The following is a 23,239-nucleotide window of genomic DNA, read 5'->3' on the forward strand; positions in this document are numbered from 1 at the left end:
TGGCGGCTTGTCGGATTTTGATCTGCAATTTTCAGATCGAGCGCAATCCTCCCGCCGCCAGCGAGCTGTAATAAAAGTACCAAAACGAGGCGGTCAGATGGATCATGCGGCTCATATAATCGATGTGCGGGCGCTTGTCACTCTCTCTTTGTTTGACGCAATTCCGGACGGAAAACCGCTTACTCGCCGATCACGCCGGCAATGTTCTGGTCATAGTCGACCAGCGAACCCGTCATAACGCCGGCTTGAGGGCTCAGCATATAGGTGATCAGCCGGGCAAGCTGAGCGGGTTTCACCAACTGGCCCATGGGCTGTGCGGCCTCAGCCTTTTCCAGCCAGTCGTCCGGCGCGTCGTGCCACTTCTTCTGCACGATCGCCTCGCCTTCGGTGTCCATCCAGCCGGGTAGCACGGCGTTGCAGCGGATGCGGTTCTTCCGGTAGGCGCTCGCGACATTTTTGGTCAGCGTCATTAGCGCGCCCTTGCTGGTCGAATAGGGCGTGAGGAAGGACTGGCCGGCATGCGCCGACATCGACAGCACGTTGACGATCGAGCCCGGCGCCTTGCGCTCCAGAAGATGCGCGACCAGGCCCTGCATCAGGAAGAAGGGGCCGCGTACATTGGTGTCGAAGATCTGGTCGAACAGCTCCTCGGTGGTCTCCACCAACGATCCCCTCGCGGACGTGGCGGCGGCGTTGACCAGCGCGTTGAGCGTTCCGAAATGCTTGATCGCGGTCTCGACGGCGCGCTTGCAGTCGGCAACCTTGGCCACATCGGCGCTGATGAAGATCGCGTCGACACCGTTCTTCTTGAGTGCTGCGACCGCCTTGTCGCCCTTCTCCTGCGAGCGGCCGATCAGCGCCAGCGCGCGACAGCCCTCGTCGGCCAAAGCTTCGGCGACCGCGAAACCGATGCCCTGCGCGCCGCCGGTGACGATGGCGCGCGTTTCTGAATTGCGACCGGCCAAACCGTTCATCGCTGTGCTCCTGTAATCAAGTTCAACGTTCAATCGATGCGGACGGTCTTGCCCGTCTTCGCCGACTGCAAGGCGGCGTCGGCCAGCCTCAGCGCAATCAATCCATCCTTGCCGCTCGGCGCCGCCTTCTTGCCCGCGGTTGCCGCGGCGATAAAGGACGCGATCTCGTTGGCGTAGGCGTCGATGTAGCGGGTCATGAAGAAGTCGTGCAGAGGCGGACGGGTGTAGCCCTTGTCGTTGGCGAGCTCGATCGAAACGGGCCGCTGGTTTTCGGCCGCGACCATGCCCTTGGAGCCATGAACCTCGATGCGCTGATCGTAGCCATAGGTGGCGCGGCGCGAGTTGGAGATGACGGCCTGCTTGCCGGAGGCGGTTTCGAGAATGACGCTGACGGAGTCGAAATCGCCGGCTTCGCCGATTTTTTTATCCACGAGCACCGAGGCATGGGCGCTGACGGCAACAGGTTCTTCACCCAGCAGGAAGCGCGCCATGTCGAAGTCGTGGATGGTCATGTCGCGAAAAATGCCGCCGGAGCGGGCGATGTAATCGAGCGGCGGCGCGCCTGGATCGCGGGACGTGATGGTGACCATCTCGACATCGCCGATGGCGCCGTCGTCGATCGCCTTGCGCACGGCGGCGAAATGCGGATCGAAGCGGCGGTTGAAGCCGACCATCAGCGTGGCATTGGTCTTCTCGACCACGGCCAGGCACTGCTCGACGCGCTTGACGTCGAGATCGATCGGCTTCTCGCAGAAGATCGCCTTGCCAGCCTTGGCGAAGCGCTCGATGAGGTCGGCATGGGTGTCGGTCGGGGTGCAGATGATGACGGCGTCGATGTCCTTCGCCTGCTCGATGGCGTCGATGGTGCGGACTTCAGCGCCATAGGCGGAGGCCAGCTCCGTCGCCGCCTTCTCAAAGGCGTCGGCCACGGCCACCAGCCTGGCCTGCGGGTTGGAGGCGACGGCGCGGGCATGCACCTTGCCGATACGGCCGGCGCCGAGAAGAGCGAAGCGGAGTGTCATGAAATGTCCTTCGAGGGGTGGGTTTGTAGGCATATCCGCGCCTTCCGGCGCGGAGATTGGTTTGATCCCGTCGTGGCGCCAGTCAGGCGGCCTGGAGTTCGGCCTGTCCGGTCTTGGCGCCGGTGATGTAGGCGACGATGTCGTTGCCGTCGGTGTCCTGTTTGCGCAGGTTGGCGACGATGCGGCCGCGGCGGAAGACGACGATGCGGTCGACCAGGTCAAACACCTGGCGCATGTTGTGGCTGACCAGAATCAGCGGTTCGCCGTTCTCCTTCAGCGTGCGGATGATGTTTTCGACCTGCGCGGTCTCCTGCACGCCGAGTGCGGCCGTCGGCTCGTCCATGATGATCAGCTTGGAGGCAAAAGTCGCCGTCCTGGCGATGGCCACGCACTGGCGCTGGCCGCCCGACATGTGGCGGATGGTGCTGGAGAGGTTCGGGATCTTCACCGCCGTGCGGACAAGTGCTGCCTCCGTCGCCTTGCGCATCGCCTTGCGGTCGAGGATCGAGAAGGGGCCGAGGTTGAACAGCACCTTCTCGCGGCCGAGGAACAGGTTCGACGGCACGTCGAGGTCGTCGGCCAGGGCGAGGTTCTGGAACACGGTCTCGATGCCGGCCTCGCGCGCCTCGATCGGGCCGGCGAAGTTCACTTCCTTGCCGTCGAACCAGATCTTGCCGCTAGTGCGCTGCTCCACGCCGGTGATCTGGCGCACGAAGGTCGACTTGCCGGCGCCGTTGTCGCCCATGATGGCGACATGCTCGCCCTTGCGCAGCTCGAAATTAGCCTCCTGCAGCGCGTGCACGCCGCCATAATGCTTGGTGAGGTTTTCGGTCTTCAGAACGATGTCGGACATGGTCAAGCTCCTATCGCGCGGCGGCGCTGGCGCCATTGATCGAGAACGACCGCGCCGACGATGATCACCCCCTTGACCATCTCCTGATAATAGGCGTCGAGGCGCAGGAAGGTGAAGCCGGAAATGATGACGCCGAAGATCAGCGAGCCGATGACGGTGCCGATGATCGAGCCGCGGCCGCCCGACAGCGAGACGCCGCCGATGACCGCCATGGCGATGGCGTCGAGCTCGTACATGACGCCCATGCCGGCCTGGGCGGTGAGGTTTTTGGAGGACAGCACCACCGCGGCGATCGCGGCCAGTATCCCGGCGATCGCATAGACCAGTACCTTGTGGTTGGCGATCTTGATGCCGGACATGCGCGCGGCATCCTCGTTGGAGCCGATGGCATAGCAGTGCTTGCCGTATTTCGTGTAGGTCAGGATGAGCTGGAATAGGATCGCCAGCGAGATGAAAATGATGACGGGCATCAGGCCCTTGCCGATGGCGGCGAAACTGTCGGTCGGGAACGAGATCGGCTGGCCCTTCGACCACCATTTGGCGATGCCGCGGGCGGTGACCATCATGCCGAGCGTGGCGATGAAGGGCGGAATGCGGGTGTAGGCGATCAGAAGCCCATTGATCAGGCCGGCGATCAGGCCGCAGCCGATCGCGACAAGCAGCGGCACGATGACCGGCAGGTCGGTCCAGCCATAGTCGATGAACATTGCCTTGGGGTTGGGATTGCCGTTCACAGTCGCTACCTGGGCGAAGCTCATGGCGATCATGGCGGTGGCGCCGACGATCGAGCCGGAGGACAGGTCGATGCCGCCGCAGATGATGACCTGGGTGACGCCGATGGCGATGATGCCGACGATCGAGACCTGCAGGATGATGATCTGCAGGCGCTGCTCGTTGAAGAGCCCGGAAACATTCTCGCGGGTGTTGAACAGGAAGCTGTCGCCGAGGAAGACGCGGCCGATCAGCTCGAAGGCGCCGACCAGGATGACCAGCGCCAGGAACACGTTGAACTCGGCCGGCCATGGGCGCTTCTTGGCGTCATAGCTCAGCCCGCCAATGCCATGCGATGTCTGTGACACGTCTTCTTCCTCCGAATGACCGCGCCCGTTCTCCCGCCCGGCCGGGCGGGAGGGGAGAGGAGCGACGCCGCTTGATCAGCAGCCGACTTCAGCCAGTCCGATGCGTCGCGGCACCACTCCGCGGTTTGTCTTCGCGCAATTCCATGCCGAAACCGAGCACGGTTCCCGGAATTGCGCGGGCGCGTCTCAGTTCTTCTTCAAGAACTTGTCGATGTTCGCCGGGGTGACGAGCTGGAACGGGATGTAGACCTTGTGTTCCACCTTTTCGCCCTTGGCGAGCTTCAGCGCGGCGTCGAGCGCGCCGGCGCCCTGGCCGGCCGCATCCTGGAAGACGGTTACGTCGAGATCGCCCGCCTGCATGGCGGCCAGCGCGTCCTGGGTGGCGTCGACGCCGCCGACGACCACCGACTTCATGTCGATATTGGCGGCCTTCATCGCCTGGATGGCGCCGATGGCGCTTTCGTCATTGTTGGCGATGACGCCGTCGAACGCCTTGCCCGACGACAGCCAGTTGGTCATCAGGTTCTGCGCCTCGTCGCGCTTCCAGTTCGAGGTCTGCTTGTCGATGATCTTGATGAAATTGCAGTCCGGCGTAGCGATCACTTCGTCGATGTCCTTGGTGCGCTGCACCGCGGCCTGGTTCGACAGCTCGCCCATGATCACATAGACGTTGGCTTCCTTCTTGCCGGCTTCCTTGAACAGGCGGCAGACTTCCTTGGTCTCGAGCGTGCCGGATTCGGCTTCGTTCGAAGCGACGAAAGCCTGGTTGTCGGGCAGCTTGTCGACGTTGATCGGTTCGCGGTTGACATAGACCAGCGGAATCTTGGCCGCGGCGGCCGCGTCCGACATCGCCTGGGTGGCCGAGGTGTCGACCGGGTTGACGATGATGGCGTCAACGCCAGAGGCGGCGAAGTTCTTGATCTGGTCGAGCTGCTTGGCGACGTCGTTCTGCGCGTCTTCGACCTGCAGCTCGACGCCGTCCATGCCCTTGGCCTGCGCGATCATGCCGTTGCGCAGCACGGTGAGGAAGTTGTCATCGAAAAGAGCCATCGAAACGCCGATCTTGGCGGCGAAGGCGGATGAACACATCAGCGCCGAAAGCGCGACGCCCAAAAGAAGTTTCTTCATTTTATTCTCCTCCACTTGGTGTCCGGCTGCACCCATTGAACCGGAATCCCCGGTTTGCCCGAGGAATCTCTCCCTGCGGCCATGCGGCGTCGCCAATTCGATTGGGGCGCCTCGTCCTCCGTTCGAACAGATGCTCCGGAACGAAAGAACCAAAAAGCCTATTTAGTGAAATATTTATTCCATTTCGTTTTGGAAACGTCAAGGGCGATTCCGACCGGGGCAGCCGGTTTTTCGACCACTATCGGCGTGACGAGGACCACGATCGTCGAAACCTCAGCCCGAATCGAAGCAAACCATCGTGAAAGAATCCATCAGGCTGATGGATTCTTTCATGGCGACGCCATCGCTCCGGGGCCTAAATGTTTTCCGGCAGATAGATGTCGAAGGGCAGGAAGGTCTGCCCGGGCGCGTTAGCGGCGCCGCTTTCGATGGCATGGGCCATCAGCCCGACGAGTTCCCGGCAAAGTGCGGCGAGCGGCGTCGAGATCACCATGGTGAGGATGTTGTCGGCAAGTGCGGCGCGCGAGACGGCGTTGATCTCGTTGCAGATGACGACCGGCGTCTCGGCCGGGCGCGCCGTCCGCAGCGCCGAGACCGCGCCCTCCATGCCGCCGCCGGCGACGTAGCAGCCGGCAAGATCGGGATGGCGCGCCAGAAGGTCGAGCATGGCGTCATGCGTCACGTCATTGGCCTCGAGGTTGACCAGCGTCTCCATCACGGTGAAGTCCGGCGCATGCTCGCGAAAGAATGAGCGGAAGCCGATCTCGCGCAGCTCATGGCCGTGGAAGCGATGGCTGCCGACGAACAGCGCGACCTTGCCCGGCTTTTTAGCGGCCTTGGCGATCATCCAGGCCGCGCTGCGCCCGACCTTGCGGTTGTCGAGCCCGACATAGCCCTCGCGGATGCCGGCGGCAAAATCCGACAGCAGCGAGAAGACCGGCTGGCCCCTCGCCTTCAGCGCCTCGACGACCGCCGTAAGGTTGGGATGGTCCGGGCCGACAACGGCGATGGCTCTCGACTTGGCCGCCAGTTTGCGCATCTGGGCGGCGATCTCATCCGGCGCCAAGGACGTGGCGAACTCGACGGTTGCAACGCCGCGGAAACGCTGCGACTGCGCAACCGCCAGTTCGAGTTCTCGGGCGAAATCGCCATAGAAGACATCATTGCCCCTGAGCAGCAGGAAGCCGAGCCGGTATTCCGGCAATTCCTGGCGCATGCGCTGCTTGATCAGCCCCGCCGCGTGATAGCCGATCTCGGTGGCGGCGTCGTAAACCCGGCGCGCCGTCTCCTCGCGCACCGGCAGGCGGCTGTTCAGCACCCTGTCGACCGTGGCGACGCTGACGCCGGAGACGCGCGCGAGATCGGTAATGGTCGGCCGCTTTGCCATGAACGCTTCCTCGCCTGCCCGACTCCGTATATCCGACTCAGGATAGCGCAATCTGATAGGAAATGATAGAAACTATCTTTCTGATGTTGAGACTATCAGACCTTGCGGCTATGCTGAAGTCGAAACTCAGCGATGCGCGGCCCCTGCATGGTCGGGGAGGCTCGCCAAGCGCTGGCGGAGGAACTCCAATGACGGCAATCACGTCTTCGGCGGCGTCGCCGCGCGACTACAGCCTGACCGGGCGAGACGCCAGGCTCGCGCTCGAGAACGGGCTGGCCGCGGCCGAGTGGTACCACACCGAGATCCCGCGCAAGCAGATGAAGGAGCTGATGCAGCGCTCCGACCAGCCAGCGATCCGCGACACCGTCATCTGGCTGGCCGCTTTCGTCTTCAGCGCCGCGGGCGGCATATGGTTCTGGGGCAGCTGGTGGTGCGTGCCGTTCTTCTTCGTCTACGGCACGCTCTACGGTTCCTCGACCGATTCCCGCTGGCATGAGTGCGGCCATGGCACGGCCTTCCGCACGCAATGGATGAACGATGCCGTCTACCAGCTCGCCTGCTTCATGATCATGCGCAACCCGGTGACCTGGCGCTGGAGCCATACGCGTCACCACACCGACACCATCATCGTCGGCCGCGACCCGGAAATCGCCGTCATGCGGCCGCCGGACCTGCTGCGCGTGGTGCTCAACTTCTTCGGCATTCTCGACGCACGGCACGCGATGATCGACATGGTGCGCAATGCCGCCGGCGTCATCAGCGCCGCCGAACAGACCTACATCCCCGAGCGGGAGCAGCCGAAGGCGATCCGCGTGGCCCGCATCTGGCTCGCCATCTATCTCACGACCGTCGCCCTGGCCCTCTACCTGCATTCCTGGCTGCCGCTGATGCTAATCGGCCTGCCCCGCCTCTATGGCGCCTGGCATCACGTCATGACCGGCCTGCTGCAACACGGCGGCCTCGCCGACAATGTCATCGACCATCGGCTCAACAGCCGCACCGTCTACATGAATCCGATCAGCCGGTTCATCTACTGGAACATGAACTACCATGTGGAGCACCACATGTTCCCGATGGTGCCCTATCACGCGCTGCCCAGGCTGCATGAGATGATCAAGCACGACCTGCCGGCGCCGACGCCTTCGATCCTTGCCGGGTATCGCGAGATGATCCCGGCCTTTCTGCGCCAGCTGCGCAACGAGGATTATTTCCTCAAGCGCGCGCTGCCGCCGACGGCGAAGCCCTATCGGGAAGAACTGCACAACGACAATCCGGTGGCGGCAGCGGCCGAGTGAGCGGCCCGACCACGACCATGAATTTCAGGAGGACGAGATGAGCGACTGGGTCGAGGCCTGCGCGGCCGAAGATATCGACGAAGAGGACGTGATGCGGTTCGACCATGCCGGCCGCACCTTCGCCATCTACCGCAGCCCGGACGACGAGTATTTCGCGACCGACGGCCTGTGCACGCATGAAAAGGTGCATCTGGCCGACGGGCTGGTGATGGATGACATCATCGAATGCCCCAAGCACAATGGCCGCTTCAACTACAAGACCGGCGACGCGCGCGGCGCGCCGGTCTGCGTCAACCTGAAGACCTATCCGGTCAAGGTCGATGCCGGAAAAGTCCTGATCCGGATCGGATGACGGGCATGGCGGGGATGGTGATCATCGGAGCGGGCGAGTGCGGCGGACGGGCCGCGCTCGCCCTGCGCGACCTCGGCTTCGAAGGGCCGGTGACGCTGGTCGGCGACGAGCCGCATCTGCCCTATGAACGGCCGCCGCTGTCGAAGGAAGCGATGACGGGAGAGGCTCCGGCCATCAAGGCGATCGCCACAGACGAGCTCTTCGCCGAACGCGCGATCCGGCATATCCATTCCGTCCGGGCCGTCGCGATCGATCGCGCCGCGCATCTGGTGCAGCTGTCGGACGGCTCTTCCGTTCCCTACGACAAGCTGCTGCTGGCGACCGGCTCCGTTCCGCGCCAACTACTGATGCCAGGCCTTGGAGGCCGCGGCGTCTATCTCAGGACCTTCAAGGACGCGCTCGCCATTCGCGCTCATCTCAGCGCCGGAAACCGTGTCGCCATCATCGGAGGCGGCTTCATCGGGCTCGAGCTTGCCGCTTCGGCGCGCAAGCTTGGCGCCGCCGTCACCGTCATCGAGGCGCAGCCCCGCGTCCTGATGCGCGGCGTGCCGGCCGAGATCGCCGAAATCATCCACAAGGCGCATGAGGCCGAAGGCGTTTCGATCCGCACCGGCCAGGGGATCGCGGCGATCGCCGATGACGGCAAGGAAGCCGGCATCACGCTGGCCGACGGGCAGAAAATCGCCGCCGACCTCGTGGTGATCGGCATCGGCACCGTGCCGGTGACGGCGCTTGCCGCCGAGGCGGGGCTCGCGATCGACAACGGCATCGCGGTCGATGAGCATTTGCGCACCGCCGATCCGGATATCTTCGCCGCAGGCGATTGCTGCTCGTTCCCGCTCGCCGTCTATGGCGGGCGGCGCGTGCGCCTCGAAGCCTGGCGCAACGCGCAGGAACAGGGCGCTTTGGCCGCCAGGAATATGCTGGGGGCCGGTGAGGCGCATGCCGCGGTGCCGTGGTTCTGGTCGGATCAGTACGGGTTCACCCTGCAAATCGCCGGGTTGTCAGACGAAGGCAAGAGCATCGTGCGGCGCGACCTCGACGACGGCGCCTTCATCCTGTTCCATCTGGCCGAGGACGGCAGGCTGGTCGCCGCCAGCGGCATCGGCCCCGGCAACGCGGTGGCGCGCGACATCCGCCTGGCGGAAATGCTGATCGCCAAGCGGGCGAGCCCGGCGCCGAAGGCGCTCGGCTCGCAAGCGGTCAAGCTGAAATCGCTGCTGGCGGCGTGAGGTCCGCTAAAACAGCGTCTTCAGCTCATCCAGCTTGTCGTTGACCAGCCAGCCGTAATAGTTCTCTTCGGGCAGCTTTTCCGGCTGGCCGGCGGCGCGGCGCTTTTCGTTCTCGGTCTTCAGCGCGTAGGCGCGCTGCTCGGGATTGCCGACATTGTAGAGCGTGGCGGTGATGCCCGGATTTTTCGAGATGTCGAAGTCGGCGATGCTTTTATAGGCGTCGATCGACTTCCTAATGGTCGCGGCGACGTAAGGCAGCGTCAGGTCGGGATCCATGATGGTCTTGTAGACCGTGTTGGGATCATCGACATCGAGCTTCGGCAGGCCGGAGACCTTATGCACCAGATCGCTCATCTGCAGCGCGGTCAGCGGGTTCAATTGGCCGAGGCCGAAGGTCTGGCCGGCATAATAAGGCTGGAAGAAGGTGGCGCCGAAACGGTCGTTGGGAAAATCCTCGCCGCCGACGGTCTTGCCGCGGAAGGAATGGTTCCAGACCTGCTCGCGGCATTCCCAGAGATCATAGCTGTCGTCCATGCCGGAGCATTTCTTGAATTCCGGCCGCTGGATGAAATCCGAAATGTCCTCGCCATGATAGGCGAAGGAGAGCTTGCTCGACAGGTACGAGATCGCCTTGACGTAATAGGTCTGCAGGCGGTCGTAGGCGTCGACATTATAGGTGTGCTCGCCGACGATGGCACCGACAATATGCATCGGGTCGATGCCGTAGGCAGCCGCCACCTTCCTGATCTTGCCGCGCAGCTCGGCGTCGTTCTGCAAGAGCGCGTAGACCTTGCGGTACTTGGCCTGGAAGGTGGTGTTGGTGGCCTGGGTGCGCCGGCTAGAGGCGCCGGGGATGTCCGGCTGCACGCTGTTGCGGTTGCCTGGAGGTACCATGGTCGCGGCATTGGCGGTTGCCACCGCCGCCGCCAAGGCCATGCAGAGAAAAAGCAGGATAAGTTTCTTCATACGCCGCCGCTTTCGAATGCGCGGCAAACTAGGTAAAGCGCGCCGCGGAGTCGAGAGAAGGCGCCAACCCGCCACCAAGAATGGTGGCCAGATGCTTCCATTTGGCCACACCCCCTTGTGTTTCGGGCCAGCCCAGGGCCAGCCCGAAATCAAAGCTCATATGTCAGAGGATGAACCGAGACAGGTCGGTGTTGCGCGACAGGTCGCCGACATGCTTCTCGACATAGGCGGCATCGATAGCGACCGTCGTGCCGTGGCGGTCGGGTGCGTCATAGGAGATTTCGTCCAGCACGCGCTCCATCACCGTCTGCAGACGGCGAGCGCCGATGTTCTCGACGCTGGCGTTGAGCTCGACGGCGATGCCGGCCAGCGAATCGATGGCGTCGTCGGTGAAGGTCAGCTCGACGCCTTCGGTCTTCATCAGCGCGATATACTGCTTGATGAGGCTCGCTTCGGTCTCGGTCAGGATGCGGACGAAATCCGACTTCTCCAGCGCGCGCAGCTCGACGCGGATCGGCAGGCGGCCCTGCAGCTCGGGCAACAGGTCGGACGGCTTGGAGACATGGAAGGCGCCGGAAGCGATGAACAATATATGGTCGGTCTTGATCGGCCCATATTTGGTCGCGACCGTGGTGCCTTCGACCAGCGGCAGCAGGTCGCGCTGCACGCCTTCGCGCGAGGGCCCGCCCGAAATGTCGCTCCTGGCGGCGATCTTATCGATCTCGTCGAGGAAGACGATGCCGTCATTCTCGGCCGATTCCAGCGCGCGGCGCACGACCTCGTCCTGGTCGAGCAGCTTGTCGGACTCGTCGTTGACGAGCAGCGCGTAGGAATCGCGCACCGTCGTCTTGCGGGTCTTGGTCCTGCGGCCGCCCATCGCCTTCGACAGCATGTCGTTGATGTTGAGCACGCCGACATTGGCGCCGGGCATACCAGGGATCTCGAAGCCCGGCATGCCGCCATTGCCGGTGTCGGCCACCTCGATCTCGATCTCCTTGTCGTCAAGCTCGCCGTCGCGCAGCTTCTTGCGGAAGGAGTCGCGGGTCGCCGGGCTCGCCGTCTTGCCGACAAGAGCTTCCAGCACGCGCTCCTCGGCGTTGATCTGGGCGCGCGCCGCGACATCCTCGCGCATCTTCTCGCGCGTCAGGCCGATGGCGACCTCGACGAGGTCGCGCACGATCTGCTCGACGTCGCGGCCGACATAGCCGACCTCGGTGAATTTGGTCGCCTCGACCTTGACGAAGGGTGCGCCGGCAAGCCGCGCCAGGCGGCGCGAGATCTCGGTCTTGCCGACGCCGGTCGGACCGATCATCAGGATGTTCTTCGGCATCACCTCTTCGCGCATCTGGCCTTCCAGCTGCTGGCGCCGCCAGCGGTTGCGCAAGGCAATCGCCACGGCGCGCTTGGCGTCCTTCTGGCCGATGATGAAGCGGTCGAGTTCTGAAACGATTTCGCGGGGAGAAAAGGTGCTCATATTACTCAAATTCCACTTTGCCACTGCCTGATAAACTCGAACGGATGCAGCAGCATGATCACGTTGAGCGTCAGATTGTCCCTGATGATGTAGCCCGTGCCGAGCTCGAAGATGAGCGCCAGGGCCACGATCACCCATATAGGAAGCTTTCGCGCCATCACAAATCCCAGCGCCATGAACAGCGTGTCGGACACCGAGTTGATGATTGAGTCGCCGTAATAGTTGAGCGAAATGGTGCCGGCACGGTAGCGCTCGATGATGAAGGGGCTGTTTTCCAGGATCTCCCAGCCGCCTTCGATGAGGACGGCGAAAGCGAGCCTTAAGCCCACCGGCGAGCGCGGAAACAGCGCCCAGGCCAGCGCATAGAACAGGAAGCCGTGGATGATGTGCGAGAAAGTGTACCAGTCGGCGATGTGCTGGGAGTTCTCCGAGCTGTTGACCACGCCGTGCCAGAGCTTGACGTAGCCGCAGGTGCAGATCGGCGGGTGCCCCATGCCGTACAAGGCGCCCGCCTGGAAGATGATCAGGGCGAGCACGAGCAGCAGGCCCATGCGCCAGCTGTCTTCGTAGGCGGAAAGCGTCTTGTCCCCTCCGGATGCGGTCATTGCCTCAGTCCCCCAGATTCTCATCGTCCTCGGCCGCATCGACGGCCATCAGCACCACGTCCCCATATTGCGAATGCCTGCGGCCGATCGGCCTGAAGCCGGCCTTCTCATAGGCGCGGATGGCGCGGCCATTGTCGGGATGCGGATCGATGATGACGCGCGGCGCGCCTTCCTCGAACAGCTCCTCGACGAACTGGCGCACGATGGCCGAGCCATGGCCGATCCCGACCAGTTCCGGCAGGCCGATTGTGAGGTCGATGCCCAGCGTGCCGAAGGGCTGGTCGGCATAGGGATGGTCGTCCTCCATATGCGGATCGTAGCTCTGCAGATAGGCAATCGGCCTGCCGTCCAGCTCAACGATCAGCGGCTCCACCGAGACCGAATCCATATGCTCGCGGATGTCGGCGATTTCCTTGTCCGGATCGTCCCACCACTCAGCGACATGCGGCTCGCGCAGCCATCGGGCGATCATCGGCAGATCCTTCTCCGTGACCGGCCGAAAATCGTAGCTATGTTCCTGCTCGACCATGATCTTGTCCAAAAACCGATTCCCACTTTTCGGGATCATGGTCGGCCGGCTCAAGCGGCATCGAGCGTTTCGACGACGAAATTGTTGTTGGTGTAGACGCAGATGTCGGACGCGATCTGCATGGCCTTGCGGGCGATCTCCTCGGCATCCTTGTCGGTGTCGATCAGCGCGCGGGCGGCGGCCAGCGCGTAGTTGCCGCCGGAGCCGATGGCCATGACGCCATGCTCGGGCTCCAGCACGTCACCATTGCCGGTCAGCGCCAGCGACACCGACTTGTCGGCGACCAGCATCATGGCCTCCAGGCGGCGCAGATAGCGGTCGGTGCGCCAGTCCTTGGCGAGTTCGACGCAGGCGCGCGTCAGTTGGTCCGGATATTGTTCGAGCTTGGCTTCGAGCCGCTCGAGCAGGGTGAAGGCGTCGGCAGTAGCGCCGGCAAAGCCGGCGATGACGCTGCCGCCCTTGCCGATGCGGCGCACCTTGCGGGCGTTGCCCTTCATGATCGTCTGGCCAAGGCTGACCTGGCCGTCGCCGGCGATCACGACCTTGTTGCCCTTGCGCACGCTGATGATGGTCGTGGCGTGCATGGTGAGTTCATTCGACATCTTGAGCTCCGATTCGCGCTATCCCTTGAAAAGGCGATTGGCGCGGTACGAGTAGGTTTGATCGGCCATATGTATGCATAGGGCCGACGATTGCAAACCGCCGCTCGGCCGCGGCCGATAGCGGCCGGAATGGCAACTGGCAATCGCCGGATCATGCTGATAGAAGGCTTTCGTTTTCAAGCCCCGGCGCCTCCGAACGGGGCAACAAGGACAAACCGATGACGCGTTCGGCCGAAGTCAGCCGCAAGACCAAGGAAACCGAGATTTCGGTCTCGATCCATGTCGACGGCAAGGGAAAATCCGACATTTCGACCGGCGTCGGCTTCTTCGACCATATGCTCGATCAACTGTCGCGGCATTCGCTGATCGACATGACGGTCAAGGCCGAGGGCGACCTGCATATCGACGATCATCATACCGTCGAGGACACCGGCATCGCGATCGGCCAGGCGCTGAGCAAGGCACTGGGCGAGCGGCGCGGCATCATGCGCTATGCCTCGATCGACCTTGCCATGGACGAGACGCTGACCAGGGCGGCGATCGACGTTTCCGGCCGGCCTTTCCTGGTCTGGAACGTCGGCTTCTCGGCGCCGAAGATCGGCACCTTCGACGCGGAGCTGGTGCGCGAGTTCTTCCAGGCGCTGGCGCAGAATGCCGGCATCACGCTGCATGTGACCAACCATTACGGCGCCAACAACCATCACATCGCCGAAACCTGCTTCAAGGCGGTGGCGCGCAGCTTGCGCGCAGCACTCGAGCCCGATCCGCGCCAGCCCGATGCGGTGCCGTCCACCAAGGGATCCCTGAAAGGATAGCCCGATGGCGATCTATGTCGTGATGGCGCCGCCGGCCGGCAACAACGCCGAGGACGCAAGTTTCGTGCGCGACAGCTTCACCTGGCTGGGTTTCCTGGTCGCGCCGCTCTGGCTCGCTTGGCACCGGCTGTGGGTCGAGGCGGCCTTGACCTTCGCGGTCATGGCGATCCTGTCGGTCGCCGGCGAGAGGCTCGGGCTCGAAGGGGCCGGATCGCTGCTGTCGCTGCTGGTCTCGCTCTATATCGGCTTCGAAGGCCAGAACCTGCGCATCGCTTCGCTGCGCCGGCGCGGCTGGCGCGAATGGAGCGTGGTCGAGGCCAACAATCTCGCCGATGCCGAGACGCGCCATGCGCTGGAAGCCGGCGAGGAGAGCGAGGCCCAGCCCGCCCTGCCGCGCATCGTGCCGGATGCATCGCACGCACGTCCGCCACAGACAGGCATGGCGCTCGGCCTGACCCACACGCCTGGAAGGCCCTGACATGCGGGTAGCCATCATCGACTACGGCTCGGGCAATCTGCGCTCGGCCACCAAGGCCTTCGAGCGCGCCTCGCATGAGGCGGGCCTTGCCGCGACGATCGAGCTGACGGCCGATGCCGAGCGGGTGCGTTCGGCCGACCGTATCGTTCTGCCGGGCGTCGGCGCCTATGCCGATTGCGCCGCCGGCCTGCACGCGGTGGCAGGCATGTGGGAGGTGGTGGAGGAGGCGGCAATCGCCAAGGGGCGGCCTTTCCTCGGCATCTGCGTCGGCATGCAGCTGATGTCGGAACGCGGCCTCGAAAAGACCGTCACCAAGGGCCTCGGCTGGATCACCGGCGACGTCAAGGAGATCCAGCCCTCCGATCCGGCGCTGAAAATCCCGCAGATCGGCTGGAATACGGTCGAGCTCCAACGCAAGCACCCGCTGTTTTCCGGCATCGAGACCGGGCCGAAAGGGCTGCATGCCTATTTCGTTCACTCCTATCATCTGGACGCGAAGAACCCGGCCGAGATCGTGGCGACCGCCGACTATGGCGGCGCGGTGACGGCGGCGGTGGCACGCGACAATCTTGCCGGCACGCAATTTCATCCCGAGAAGAGCCAGGCGCTCGGCCTGGCCTTGATCACCAATTTCCTGAAATGGAGGCCCTGACATGAGCAAGAAGGGCTATTGGATCGCGCTGATCGACGTGCGCGACCAGGAAGTCTATAAGAAATACATCGAAGCCAACGCCAAGGCGTTCGCCAAATATGGGGCGAAGTTCATCGTTCGGGCGGGCCGCTATGAGAACCCCGAAACGCCGACGGGGAATCGTCATGTGGTGGTGGAGTTCGATTCCTACGACACGGCGGTAGCCTGCTACCATTCGCCGGAGTATCAGGAGGCGTCGAAATACAGGCTTGCCAGCTCTACCGGCCATTTCGTCATCGTCGAGGGCGCCTGATCCATGATCCTGTTTCCGGCGATCGACCTCAAGGACGGCCAATGCGTGCGCCTGAAGCACGGCGACATGGCCACCGCCACCATCTACAACGACGATCCCGCAGCCCAAGCCAAGGCCTTCGAGGACCAGGGCTTCGAGTGGCTACACGTCGTCGACCTCAACGGCGCCTTCAAGGGCCAGAGCGTCAATTCGGCGGCGGTCGGCGCCATCCTGAAGGCGACGAAGAACCCGGTGCAGCTCGGCGGCGGCATCCGCACCCTGCCGCAGATCGAGGATTGGCTGGATCGCGGCCTCGCCCGTGTCATCCTCGGCACGGTCGCGGTGCGCGAGCCGGAGTTGGTCAAGCAAGCCTGCAAAGCTTTTCCCGGCAGGATCGCCGTCGGCATCGACGCCAAGGGCGGCAAGGTCGCAGTCGAAGGCTGGGCCGAGGCTTCCGAGCTCGGCGTCATCGAGCTCGCCAAGAAATTCGAGGGCGTGGGTGTGGCCGCCATCATCTACACCGACATCGACCGCGACGGCGTGCTTTCCGGCATCAACTGGGATTCGACGATCAGCCTCGCCGAGGCGGTGTCCATTCCGGTGATCGCATCCGGCGGTCTCGCCTCGATCGCCGATATCGTGCGCATGACCATGCCCGACGCGCAGAAACTCGAGGGCGCGATCTCGGGCCGCGCCCTATATGACGGACGTATCGATCCGGCCGAGGCGCTGGCGATCCTGCGCGGCGAGCGGGCGGAGGCAGAACAGTGAACATTTCGATCATCGTGGCATCCTATGACAGCGGCCACTTCCACGGCGGCTGCGGCCAGGGTCCCGACGCGCTGATTTCGGGCGGGCTGGCCGAGGCGCTGAAGCTCGCCGGCCACGATGTCGAGGTGAACGAGATCGGCAAGGTGGTCGAGGACGAAGAAGAGCGCGAGATCGGCACCGGATTTGCCGTCTGCAACGCCGTTTCTGGCGAAGTCCGCATCGCGCTGGACAAGAAGCGGTTTCCAATCGTGCTGGCCGGCAACTGCCTGACCGCCGCCGGCGCCGTGGCAGGTGCCGGCTCCGACGCTATCATCTGGGCCGACCAGCATGGCGACCTCAACACGCCGGAAACCACCACAACGGGCTTTCTCGACGGCATGGCGCTGGCGACCGTGCTCGGCCTCTGCTGGCGATCGATGGCGGCGCAGATCCCGGGCTTCAAGCCGGTCGATCCGGCGCGTTGCGTTCTGGTCAATGCGCGCGACCTCGACGTTGCCGAAAAGGAACTGCTGGAAAAGCTGCCGATCATCCGGACCGAATGTCCCGACTGGAAGAGCGCGGCGCAAAGACTGAAGGCCGACGGCGCACGCCAGGTCCACATGCATGTCGACCTCGACGTGCACGATCCCGAGAAGCTGCAGGCCAACCGCTACACCACGCCCGGCGGTCCCGCGCCGGAGCAGGTGCGCAGCGCGATGTGCGGTCTTGCCGGCCCGCTCAGCATCCCCGGCCTCACCATCTCCGCCTACGACCCGGCCTTCGACCCCAAGGGCGACGTGCCGCCGCTGGTCGGCGAGCTGGTGGTCGACCTGCTCTCGACGCTGGAGGCCAAGTGATGCTCAAGGCGCGCGTCATCCCTTGCCTCGACGTCAAGAACGGCCGCGTCGTCAAGGGCGTCAATTTCGTCGATCTCGTCGATGCCGGCGACCCGGTCGAGGCTGCCAAGGCCTACGACGCTGCAGGCGCCGACGAACTCTGCTTCCTCGACATCACCGCATCGTCCGACAACCGCGAGACAATCTTCGATGTGGTCGCCAGGACGGCCGAGCAGTGCTTCATGCCGCTCACCGTCGGCGGCGGCGTGCGTCAGGTGGCCGACATCCGCAAGCTGCTTCTGGCCGGCGCAGACAAGGTATCGATCAACACCGCGGCGGTGAAGAACCCGGATTTCGTCGCGGAAGCGGCCGACAAGTTCGGCAACCAGTGCATCGTCGTGGCGATCGACGCCAAAAAGGTGTCGGCGGCCGGCGAGGCCGACCGCTGGGAGATCTTCACCCATGGCGGGCGCGAGAAAACGGGCATCGACGCCGTCGACTTCGCCACGCGCATGGTCGAGCGCGGCGCCGGCGAGATCCTTTTGACCTCGATGGACCGCGACGGCACCAGGGCCGGCTACGACATTGCGCTCACCCGGGCGATTGCCGATGCCGTGCGCGTGCCGGTGATCGCATCGGGCGGCGTCGGAACGCTCGATCACCTCGTCGAAGGCATCCGCGACGGCCATGCCGGTGCAGTGCTGGCCGCCTCGATATTCCATTTCGGCACCTACACGATTGCCGAGGCCAAGGCGCACATGGCCAAGGCCGGCCTGCCGATGCGGCTGGACTCGACCGTCCATCGGACTTAAACCACTGCTATGGCTCAATTTTCGCTCACCGAGCTGGAAACGATCATCCACCAACGCGCCCATTCCGGCGACCCCGAATCATGGACGGCGAAGCTGTTCGCCAAGGGCATGGACAAGGCGGCCCAGAAGCTCGGCGAGGAGGCTGTGGAAGCGGTGATCGCCGCCATCCGCGGCGACCGCCAGGCTCTCGTTTCGGAAAGTGCGGATCTTCTGTATCATTGGCTAGTCGTTCTCGGCATAGCGGGCATTCCGCTGGACGACGTGCTGAAGGAGCTCGAGGGCCGCACCGGCCGCTCGGGCATCGCCGAAAAGGCGTCCCGGCCTCACGGTTGATGGCTCCGGGCTGACGGCGAGGAGGGCAGGAACCCGATGGACCAGCTGGCTCCGACCGAGAAGTATTCCCCCTTTCGATTCTTCTCCGCCGAGCAATGGTCGCAGTTCCGCGCCGACACGCCGCTGACGCTCACCGGAGACGAGATCGACCGGCTGCGCTCGCTCAACGACCCGGTCGACCTCGAAGAGGTCAAACGCATCTACCTCTCGCTGTCGCGGCTGCTCTCTGCTCATGTCGAGGCAAGCCAACTGCTGTTCCGGCAGCGCCAGGCCTTCTTCAAGGCGCAGGACGTCATCAAGACACCCTTCATCATCGGCATTGCGGGCTCAGTCGCGGTCGGCAAGTCGACCACGGCGCGCGTGCTGAAGGAACTTCTGGCGCGCTGGCCGTCGAGCCCGAAGGTCGATCTCATCACCACCGACGGCTTCCTCTTGCCAAATGAGATCCTGCGCCGCGAGAACCTGATGGAGCGCAAGGGTTTCCCCGAGAGCTACGACGTCGGCGCGCTGCTCAGGTTCCTGTCCGGCATCAAGTCGGCGCAACGCAGCGTCCGGGCGCCGGTCTATTCGCACCTGACCTATGACGTCATTCCGGGCGAGTTCGTCACCATCGACCGGCCGGACATCCTGATCTTCGAAGGCATCAACGTCCTGCAGCCGGGCAAATTGCCGAAGGACGGCAAGATCGTGCCGTTCCTGTCCGACTTCTTCGATTTCGCCATCTATATCGATGCCGACGAGAAGCTGATCCATCAATGGTACATCCAGCGTTTCATGCGGCTGCGCGAAACCGCCTTCCGCAATCCGGACTCCTTCTTCCATCGCTATTCGCAGCTTTCCCAGGATGCCGCGCGGGCCATCGCCGAGGGGCTGTGGGCCAACATCAACCTGAAGAACCTGCGTGAGAATATCCTGCCGACAAGGGCGCGGGCCGACCTCATCCTGCGCAAGGGCGCCAACCATCTGGTCGAGGAAGTGGCGTTAAGGAAATTGTGAGGCCCTTTAACGGCGCCTTAGGCAATCCCGGCTAGTGTTGCCAGCCAAACTCCAGCGGGTGTCGGGAGGCAACCGGTGATCAATGCGGGCAGTGCCGCGGGCCGCAAGACCCCGGTCTATTCACTGGTCATGAAGCCCCCCTCTGCCCCGGAGGAGTGAGCCGATGACCGTCGTCCTCGACAGACCGACAGCGGAAGCGCCGATCGGCGAGGTGCGCAACGCTCGGGCATGGACTGTGAGTCTTTGCCTGCTGGTGCTGGCAGCCGCCATTCCCTGGCAGATGCGATGGGGCGTCATACCAGACACGAGTTGGGTGATCACCCTGTGCGAGAAGATGCTTGCCGGATCACGGCTCTATGTCGACATTTTCGAAGTCAATCCACCTTTCACGCCTTGGATGTTCATGCCGGCCGTGGCGCTCGCGCAAGAAGTCGGCATTTCGCCGGAAGTGGCGATTCATGTCTACAGCTATGCGATCTGCCTGGCGGGATTAGGTTTCGCCGCGCTGCTCGCCGGGCGGGCCGGTCTCGCCGAGAACCGCGCGCTGTTTCGAATGTTGCCCCTGTTCCTGGCCCTGCTTGTCATTTTCCCGGGCAATGCTTTCACCGAGCGGGAACAGTTGGGGATCGCGCTGTTTTTGCCGCTGCTGGTGCTGACGGCGTGGCGCGCGGCGCCGCGCGAAGGACGCGTGCCAAGCGCTCCGACGGCAGTTCTTGCCGGGCTTTGCGGGAGCGTGCTGGTTCTGGTAAAGCCCTACTACGCGCTGGTCGTGCTCCTTCCGGCTCTCTACGCGGCCTGGAGCCGCCGGTCGATCCGGACGCTTTTCGCCGTCGAATACTGGACTACCGGCCTGGCTTGCGTCGCCTATGTCGTTGCCGTGCAGTATTTCCATCCGGAATTTCTAAGCACGGTCTACCCGATGCTGGCCGACACCTATATGCGGGTCCAGAACATGCAGGCGCTGCTGACGACCTATGTGCCGATCTATATGGTCGCGCTTGTGACGTTGCGCTTTGTTCGACCGGGATTGCCTTTGTCGCCGCTGGTCATCGTGTTCACGCTTGCTTCGCTGGCTGCGACCGTGCCGCTGATCTATCAGGGAAAGGGCTGGCCCTATCACGCATTTCCGGCCTTCAGCCTGATTCTGGCGGCCCTGCTGCTGAGAGTGGCGCAAGCTGCCCCGGCGCCATACAGGTCGCCGGACACGGCGATGGAGCCGGGGCGCAAGATACTGCTGGTTGCCATCATTGCCGCGGCCGCGATTCCGTTCATGCAGACACAGAAGCTCAGTGCAGAGTTTGTCGCCAAGCTCAGGGCTGCGGCTCATCGGCCGACCGTCGCCCTTGTCGGCGCCGACATCTCGGGGGGCCATCCGCTTACCCGCATGCTCGGCGGAACATGGATTTCACGCCATTGCAACGACTGGCTGGGTGAATCGGCGCATTATCTTTCGGCCGTCGCAAGCCGGGACGGCGACAAACACGCGGCATCCCACTACCGGCATATCGCCGATCGCTATATCGAGAGCAAGCTCGCCGAGCTCGAAGCCCAACAGCCCGCCATGATAATCGTCGAGAAAATCGACAGGGACTGGAATGAGGAGCTTGCCCGGTGGCAGGACTACGTCAACTTCCTGCGAGGCTACCAGCAGATTGCCGAGAATGACGAAGTGCAGGTGCTGCTGCGCAATGCGGGGGCCACCCAGGCAGAGTGATCCGTGGTCGGCCTTTCGGGACGAACGCCTGTTCGATGGGATTGAGGTCTGGGAAGTAGGGCGGCAGGTACCAGAACCTGGTGCGGCGGCCTTGATGGCCGCCGATGCGCGCCATCGGAGAAGGCCTGTGGGCCAACATCAATTTGAAGAATTTGCGCGAGAACATCGTGCCGACGCGGGCGCGCCGACCTCATCCTGCGCAATGGCGCCAACCATCTGGTCGAAGAGGCGGCGCTGCGGCAGCTTTTAGCACCCGGTCGACGCTCGTCGAGGACGTCCAGGCTGCCGGTTAAAGCGCGCTTAACTGCCGGTCCGTTAGAAACTGAGCCACAAACGCTGTATTGCTATTGAGGCTCCCGGCATGGATGCGCCATTGGTCGCTTCGGACGATCAGGCCGATCTGCGGCCCCGTCAGGCCGGAACTGCATTTCGTCTTGGCCTGCCGGCTGCCGCAACATTGTTGATCGCCCTCTATGCGGTCGTCGTCTCGCGCGTCTTGCCGGGCAATGTCGACGTCTCGTGGCTGCTGACCGTCGGCGACCGCGTGCTGAACGGCGAACGCCTCTATGTGGACGTCGCCGAGGCCAATCCTCCCTTTTCCACCTGGCTCTATTTGCCATTCCTGATTCTTGAGCGGTTGACCGGGCTTTCGGCGGAGCTCTGGTTAGGGCTCGGCATGGCAGTGCTGGCAATCGGTTCGGTCTGGCTTTCAGCTCGAATTCTTGTACGTGCCGACCACACGCTGGCGCGATTCGTCTGGGCAGTTCCGGTCCTGGTGTTTCTTCTGCTTGCGCTGTCGCCGGCGGATTTCGGCCAGCGCGAACAAATCGCAGTCATCTGCCTTTTGCCTTGGCTGGCGCTGCTTGCGGCACGCGACCGGACAGCAGATTTCCGCGCCGGCAGCACGGCCGAGCGGCTTGCCGCCGGGCTTGGCGCCGCGATTTTCGTCATGATCAAACCGCCCTTCAGCGTACTGGCGCTGGCTGCCCCGGTGCTGGTCCTTGCCCGGCAGCGACGCTCGGCACGGCCTCTGCTGACGACCGAGAATGTCTTCGGCGCTGTTTTGACCGTGGCCTATCTGGTGGCGCTTGTGATTTTCATGCAGCCCTTCTTCACCGACGTCCTGCCTTTGCTGCGCGAGGTCTATTTGCCGATGCGCTTGCCGGTCGTCGATATGTTGATGCTCTTGCCGGTAAAGATTTTCGTGGCCATGGCCGCGGCAACGTTGGCCATGGCCTACCCTGACCGGCCCCATCGCGATGCGAAGATCCTGCTGCTGGCAGGTGTTGGTTATGTCCCTGGCTTTATCGTCATGGGCAAAGGCTGGAATTATCACGCGATGCCGTTCCTGACGCTCGGCATGTTGGCGTTTGTGCTCCAGTTCCTCCGGTTGCGGCCACAGCGCGATTTGCCTGCGCTGGCAAAGGCGGGTGTCGGGTTCGGTCTGTTTTTGCTCCTGACGACCGTCGCGCCACGGCAAGGCTTGGCATTCGCCGAATCGCGTGATGCTCTCGACGAGGCGACGGCCGCCATCAACCGGATCGCCGATCACCCGACCTTGATATCGATCGGCTCGGCGCTGCAGATCGGCCATCCGCTCGCCCGGATGGCCGGCGCTCGCATGATTGGGCGCCACCCTTCCGGCTGGATGGTCAATGATGCCCAGGTCTTGATCGAGTCCGGGCCGGACGCCGCGACGCGGCTCAGGCTCGAAGCCTTGCGGGCGGACTACACGCAGGCGATCGCCAGTGAGTTGGCGACGAAACGGCCCGATATCGTTGCCGATGACGGAACCGGAGGACCGGACGTACCGGTAAAGCTGCATCTGACGCAGCCGCACGCAACGGCGCCGTTGCGTCACAGCCCCCTGATCGCAAAGGCTTTGCAGGACTATCGTCTGCTCTATCAGAACGCCTTGGTAACCCTGCTCGTCCGCAACGATATCGCCGAACGCAATTAGGGCGGCACTGGCTAATCCAGACCAATTGACGCTTAAAGCATGTCTTCCAGAAGCAGTCCTTAAGTCGTCTTGACCCAATCTTTCTATGTCCGCGGCCGATCTGTGGGCTGACCAGCGATGAACG

Annotated in this window: 25 protein-coding genes and 1 pseudogene; 15 read left to right on the plus strand and 11 right to left on the minus strand. The window is 63.5% G+C overall.

Annotated features, from left to right (window positions below; all coding sequences use genetic code 11):
- Nucleotides 1–179: 179 nt before the first annotated feature.
- The 6 genes from P9273_RS24800 to P9273_RS24825 all read right to left on the minus strand — a co-directional run bounded on the left by P9273_RS24800 (nt 180) and on the right by P9273_RS24825 (nt 6,443).
- On the minus strand, nt 180–974 hold the full coding sequence (locus P9273_RS24800) for an SDR family oxidoreductase (protein ID WP_052458804.1): 795 nt from the start codon (nt 972–974) through the stop codon (nt 180–182).
- A 29-nt stretch (nt 975–1,003) separates the two neighbouring features.
- Nucleotides 1,004–1,996 carry an inositol 2-dehydrogenase gene (iolG, locus tag P9273_RS24805; protein ID WP_278051106.1) on the minus strand — a complete coding sequence of 331 codons (993 nt, stop codon included), beginning with the start codon at nt 1,994–1,996 and terminating at the stop codon, nt 1,004–1,006.
- An 82-nt stretch (nt 1,997–2,078) separates the two neighbouring features.
- Entirely contained in the window at nt 2,079–2,849 is a 771-nt protein-coding gene (locus P9273_RS24810) for an ATP-binding cassette domain-containing protein (protein WP_042637543.1), read from the minus strand.
- A gap of 2 nt (nt 2,850–2,851) precedes the next feature.
- Nucleotides 2,852–3,928, minus strand: coding sequence for an ABC transporter permease (locus tag P9273_RS24815; RefSeq protein ID WP_278051107.1), 1,077 nt, complete (start codon nt 3,926–3,928; stop codon nt 2,852–2,854).
- 186 nt (nt 3,929–4,114) lie between these two features.
- Entirely contained in the window at nt 4,115–5,056 is a 942-nt protein-coding gene (locus P9273_RS24820; RefSeq protein WP_041000013.1) for a sugar ABC transporter substrate-binding protein, read from the minus strand.
- 355 nt (nt 5,057–5,411) lie between these two features.
- Nucleotides 5,412–6,443, minus strand: a complete 1,032-nt coding sequence (locus P9273_RS24825) for a LacI family DNA-binding transcriptional regulator (protein WP_278051109.1) — start codon at nt 6,441–6,443, stop codon at nt 5,412–5,414.
- Between the two features lie 188 nt (nt 6,444–6,631).
- Here P9273_RS24825 and P9273_RS24830 point away from each other — a divergent pair, with 188 nt between their 5' ends.
- From P9273_RS24830 to P9273_RS24840, 3 genes are read left to right on the plus strand one after another with little or no spacing between them, the layout of a single operon-like run.
- Nucleotides 6,632–7,738, plus strand: coding sequence for a fatty acid desaturase family protein (locus tag P9273_RS24830; protein ID WP_278051110.1), 1,107 nt, complete (start codon nt 6,632–6,634; stop codon nt 7,736–7,738).
- A gap of 37 nt (nt 7,739–7,775) precedes the next feature.
- Entirely contained in the window at nt 7,776–8,090 is a 315-nt protein-coding gene (locus P9273_RS24835; RefSeq protein WP_278051111.1) for a MocE family 2Fe-2S type ferredoxin, read from the plus strand.
- Between the two features lie 5 nt (nt 8,091–8,095).
- Nucleotides 8,096–9,322 carry an NAD(P)/FAD-dependent oxidoreductase gene (locus P9273_RS24840; protein WP_278051112.1) on the plus strand — a complete coding sequence of 409 codons (1,227 nt, stop codon included), beginning with the start codon at nt 8,096–8,098 and terminating at the stop codon, nt 9,320–9,322.
- 6 nt (nt 9,323–9,328) lie between these two features.
- On the opposite strand, the gene P9273_RS24845 is transcribed toward P9273_RS24840, so the two are convergent.
- From P9273_RS24845 to hslV, 5 genes are all read right to left on the minus strand, one after another.
- Nucleotides 9,329–10,288, minus strand: a complete 960-nt coding sequence (locus P9273_RS24845; protein WP_278051113.1) for a DUF1402 family protein — start codon at nt 10,286–10,288, stop codon at nt 9,329–9,331.
- A gap of 163 nt (nt 10,289–10,451) precedes the next feature.
- Entirely contained in the window at nt 10,452–11,762 is a 1,311-nt protein-coding gene (hslU, locus tag P9273_RS24850) for an ATP-dependent protease ATPase subunit HslU (RefSeq protein WP_278051116.1), read from the minus strand.
- Between the two features lie 5 nt (nt 11,763–11,767).
- Nucleotides 11,768–12,367 (minus strand): DUF2585 domain-containing protein, encoded by a 600-nt coding sequence (locus P9273_RS24855; protein WP_278051118.1) that lies wholly within the window; start codon nt 12,365–12,367, stop codon nt 11,768–11,770.
- Nucleotides 12,368–12,371: 4 nt separating this feature from the next.
- Nucleotides 12,372–12,896: a GNAT family N-acetyltransferase gene (locus tag P9273_RS24860; RefSeq protein ID WP_278051198.1), complete on the minus strand. Its 525-nt coding sequence runs from the start codon at nt 12,894–12,896 to the stop codon at nt 12,372–12,374.
- 50 nt (nt 12,897–12,946) lie between these two features.
- Nucleotides 12,947–13,498, minus strand: coding sequence for an ATP-dependent protease subunit HslV (gene hslV, locus P9273_RS24865; protein WP_040986886.1), 552 nt, complete (start codon nt 13,496–13,498; stop codon nt 12,947–12,949).
- A 218-nt stretch (nt 13,499–13,716) separates the two neighbouring features.
- Between hslV and hisB the strand changes: the two genes are divergently transcribed.
- From hisB to P9273_RS24925, 12 genes and pseudogenes are all read left to right on the plus strand, one after another.
- The gene (hisB, locus tag P9273_RS24870; protein ID WP_278051125.1) at nt 13,717–14,313 is read left to right on the plus strand and encodes an imidazoleglycerol-phosphate dehydratase HisB; all 597 of its coding nucleotides are present in this window, start codon (nt 13,717–13,719) and stop codon (nt 14,311–14,313) included.
- A 4-nt stretch (nt 14,314–14,317) separates the two neighbouring features.
- The gene (locus P9273_RS24875) at nt 14,318–14,791 is read left to right on the plus strand and encodes a DUF2628 domain-containing protein (RefSeq protein WP_278051127.1); all 474 of its coding nucleotides are present in this window, start codon (nt 14,318–14,320) and stop codon (nt 14,789–14,791) included.
- A gap of 1 nt (nt 14,792) precedes the next feature.
- Nucleotides 14,793–15,443: an imidazole glycerol phosphate synthase subunit HisH gene (gene hisH, locus P9273_RS24880; protein ID WP_278051129.1), complete on the plus strand. Its 651-nt coding sequence runs from the start codon at nt 14,793–14,795 to the stop codon at nt 15,441–15,443.
- 1 nt (nt 15,444) lies between these two features.
- Nucleotides 15,445–15,735, plus strand: a complete 291-nt coding sequence (locus P9273_RS24885; protein ID WP_278051131.1) for a DUF1330 domain-containing protein — start codon at nt 15,445–15,447, stop codon at nt 15,733–15,735.
- 3 nt (nt 15,736–15,738) lie between these two features.
- Nucleotides 15,739–16,485: a 1-(5-phosphoribosyl)-5-[(5-phosphoribosylamino)methylideneamino]imidazole-4-carboxamide isomerase gene (gene hisA, locus P9273_RS24890; RefSeq protein ID WP_278051133.1), complete on the plus strand. Its 747-nt coding sequence runs from the start codon at nt 15,739–15,741 to the stop codon at nt 16,483–16,485.
- Nucleotides 16,482–17,321 carry an arginase family protein gene (locus tag P9273_RS24895; RefSeq protein ID WP_278051134.1) on the plus strand — a complete coding sequence of 280 codons (840 nt, stop codon included), beginning with the start codon at nt 16,482–16,484 and terminating at the stop codon, nt 17,319–17,321. The genes hisA and P9273_RS24895 overlap by 4 nt, the downstream gene beginning before the upstream one ends.
- Nucleotides 17,321–18,112 carry an imidazole glycerol phosphate synthase subunit HisF gene (gene hisF / locus P9273_RS24900; protein ID WP_442920256.1) on the plus strand — a complete coding sequence of 264 codons (792 nt, stop codon included), beginning with the start codon at nt 17,321–17,323 and terminating at the stop codon, nt 18,110–18,112. Before P9273_RS24895 ends, hisF begins: the two co-directional genes overlap by 1 nt.
- Before the next feature lie 9 nt (nt 18,113–18,121).
- A complete protein-coding gene (locus tag P9273_RS24905; RefSeq protein ID WP_278051137.1) occupies nt 18,122–18,445 on the plus strand; it encodes a phosphoribosyl-ATP diphosphatase in 324 nt (107 codons plus the stop codon).
- Between the two features lie 36 nt (nt 18,446–18,481).
- Nucleotides 18,482–19,441, plus strand: a complete 960-nt coding sequence (coaA, locus tag P9273_RS24910) for a type I pantothenate kinase (protein ID WP_041000030.1) — start codon at nt 18,482–18,484, stop codon at nt 19,439–19,441.
- A gap of 253 nt (nt 19,442–19,694) precedes the next feature.
- Complete coding sequence (locus P9273_RS24915; protein ID WP_278051139.1) at nt 19,695–21,155, plus strand: hypothetical protein; 1,461 nt, start codon at nt 19,695–19,697, stop codon at nt 21,153–21,155.
- A 107-nt stretch (nt 21,156–21,262) separates the two neighbouring features.
- Nucleotides 21,263–21,401 (plus strand): annotated as a pseudogene (locus P9273_RS24920) (type I pantothenate kinase); the annotation flags it as partial.
- 115 nt (nt 21,402–21,516) lie between these two features.
- Entirely contained in the window at nt 21,517–23,115 is a 1,599-nt protein-coding gene (locus P9273_RS24925) for a hypothetical protein (RefSeq protein ID WP_278051141.1), read from the plus strand.
- Nucleotides 23,116–23,239 lie beyond the last annotated feature (124 nt).

Origin of the sequence: Mesorhizobium sp. WSM4935, from assembly GCF_029625735.1 — a bacterium.
In the GTDB taxonomy this organism is placed as follows: Bacteria; Pseudomonadota; Alphaproteobacteria; order Rhizobiales; family Rhizobiaceae; genus Mesorhizobium.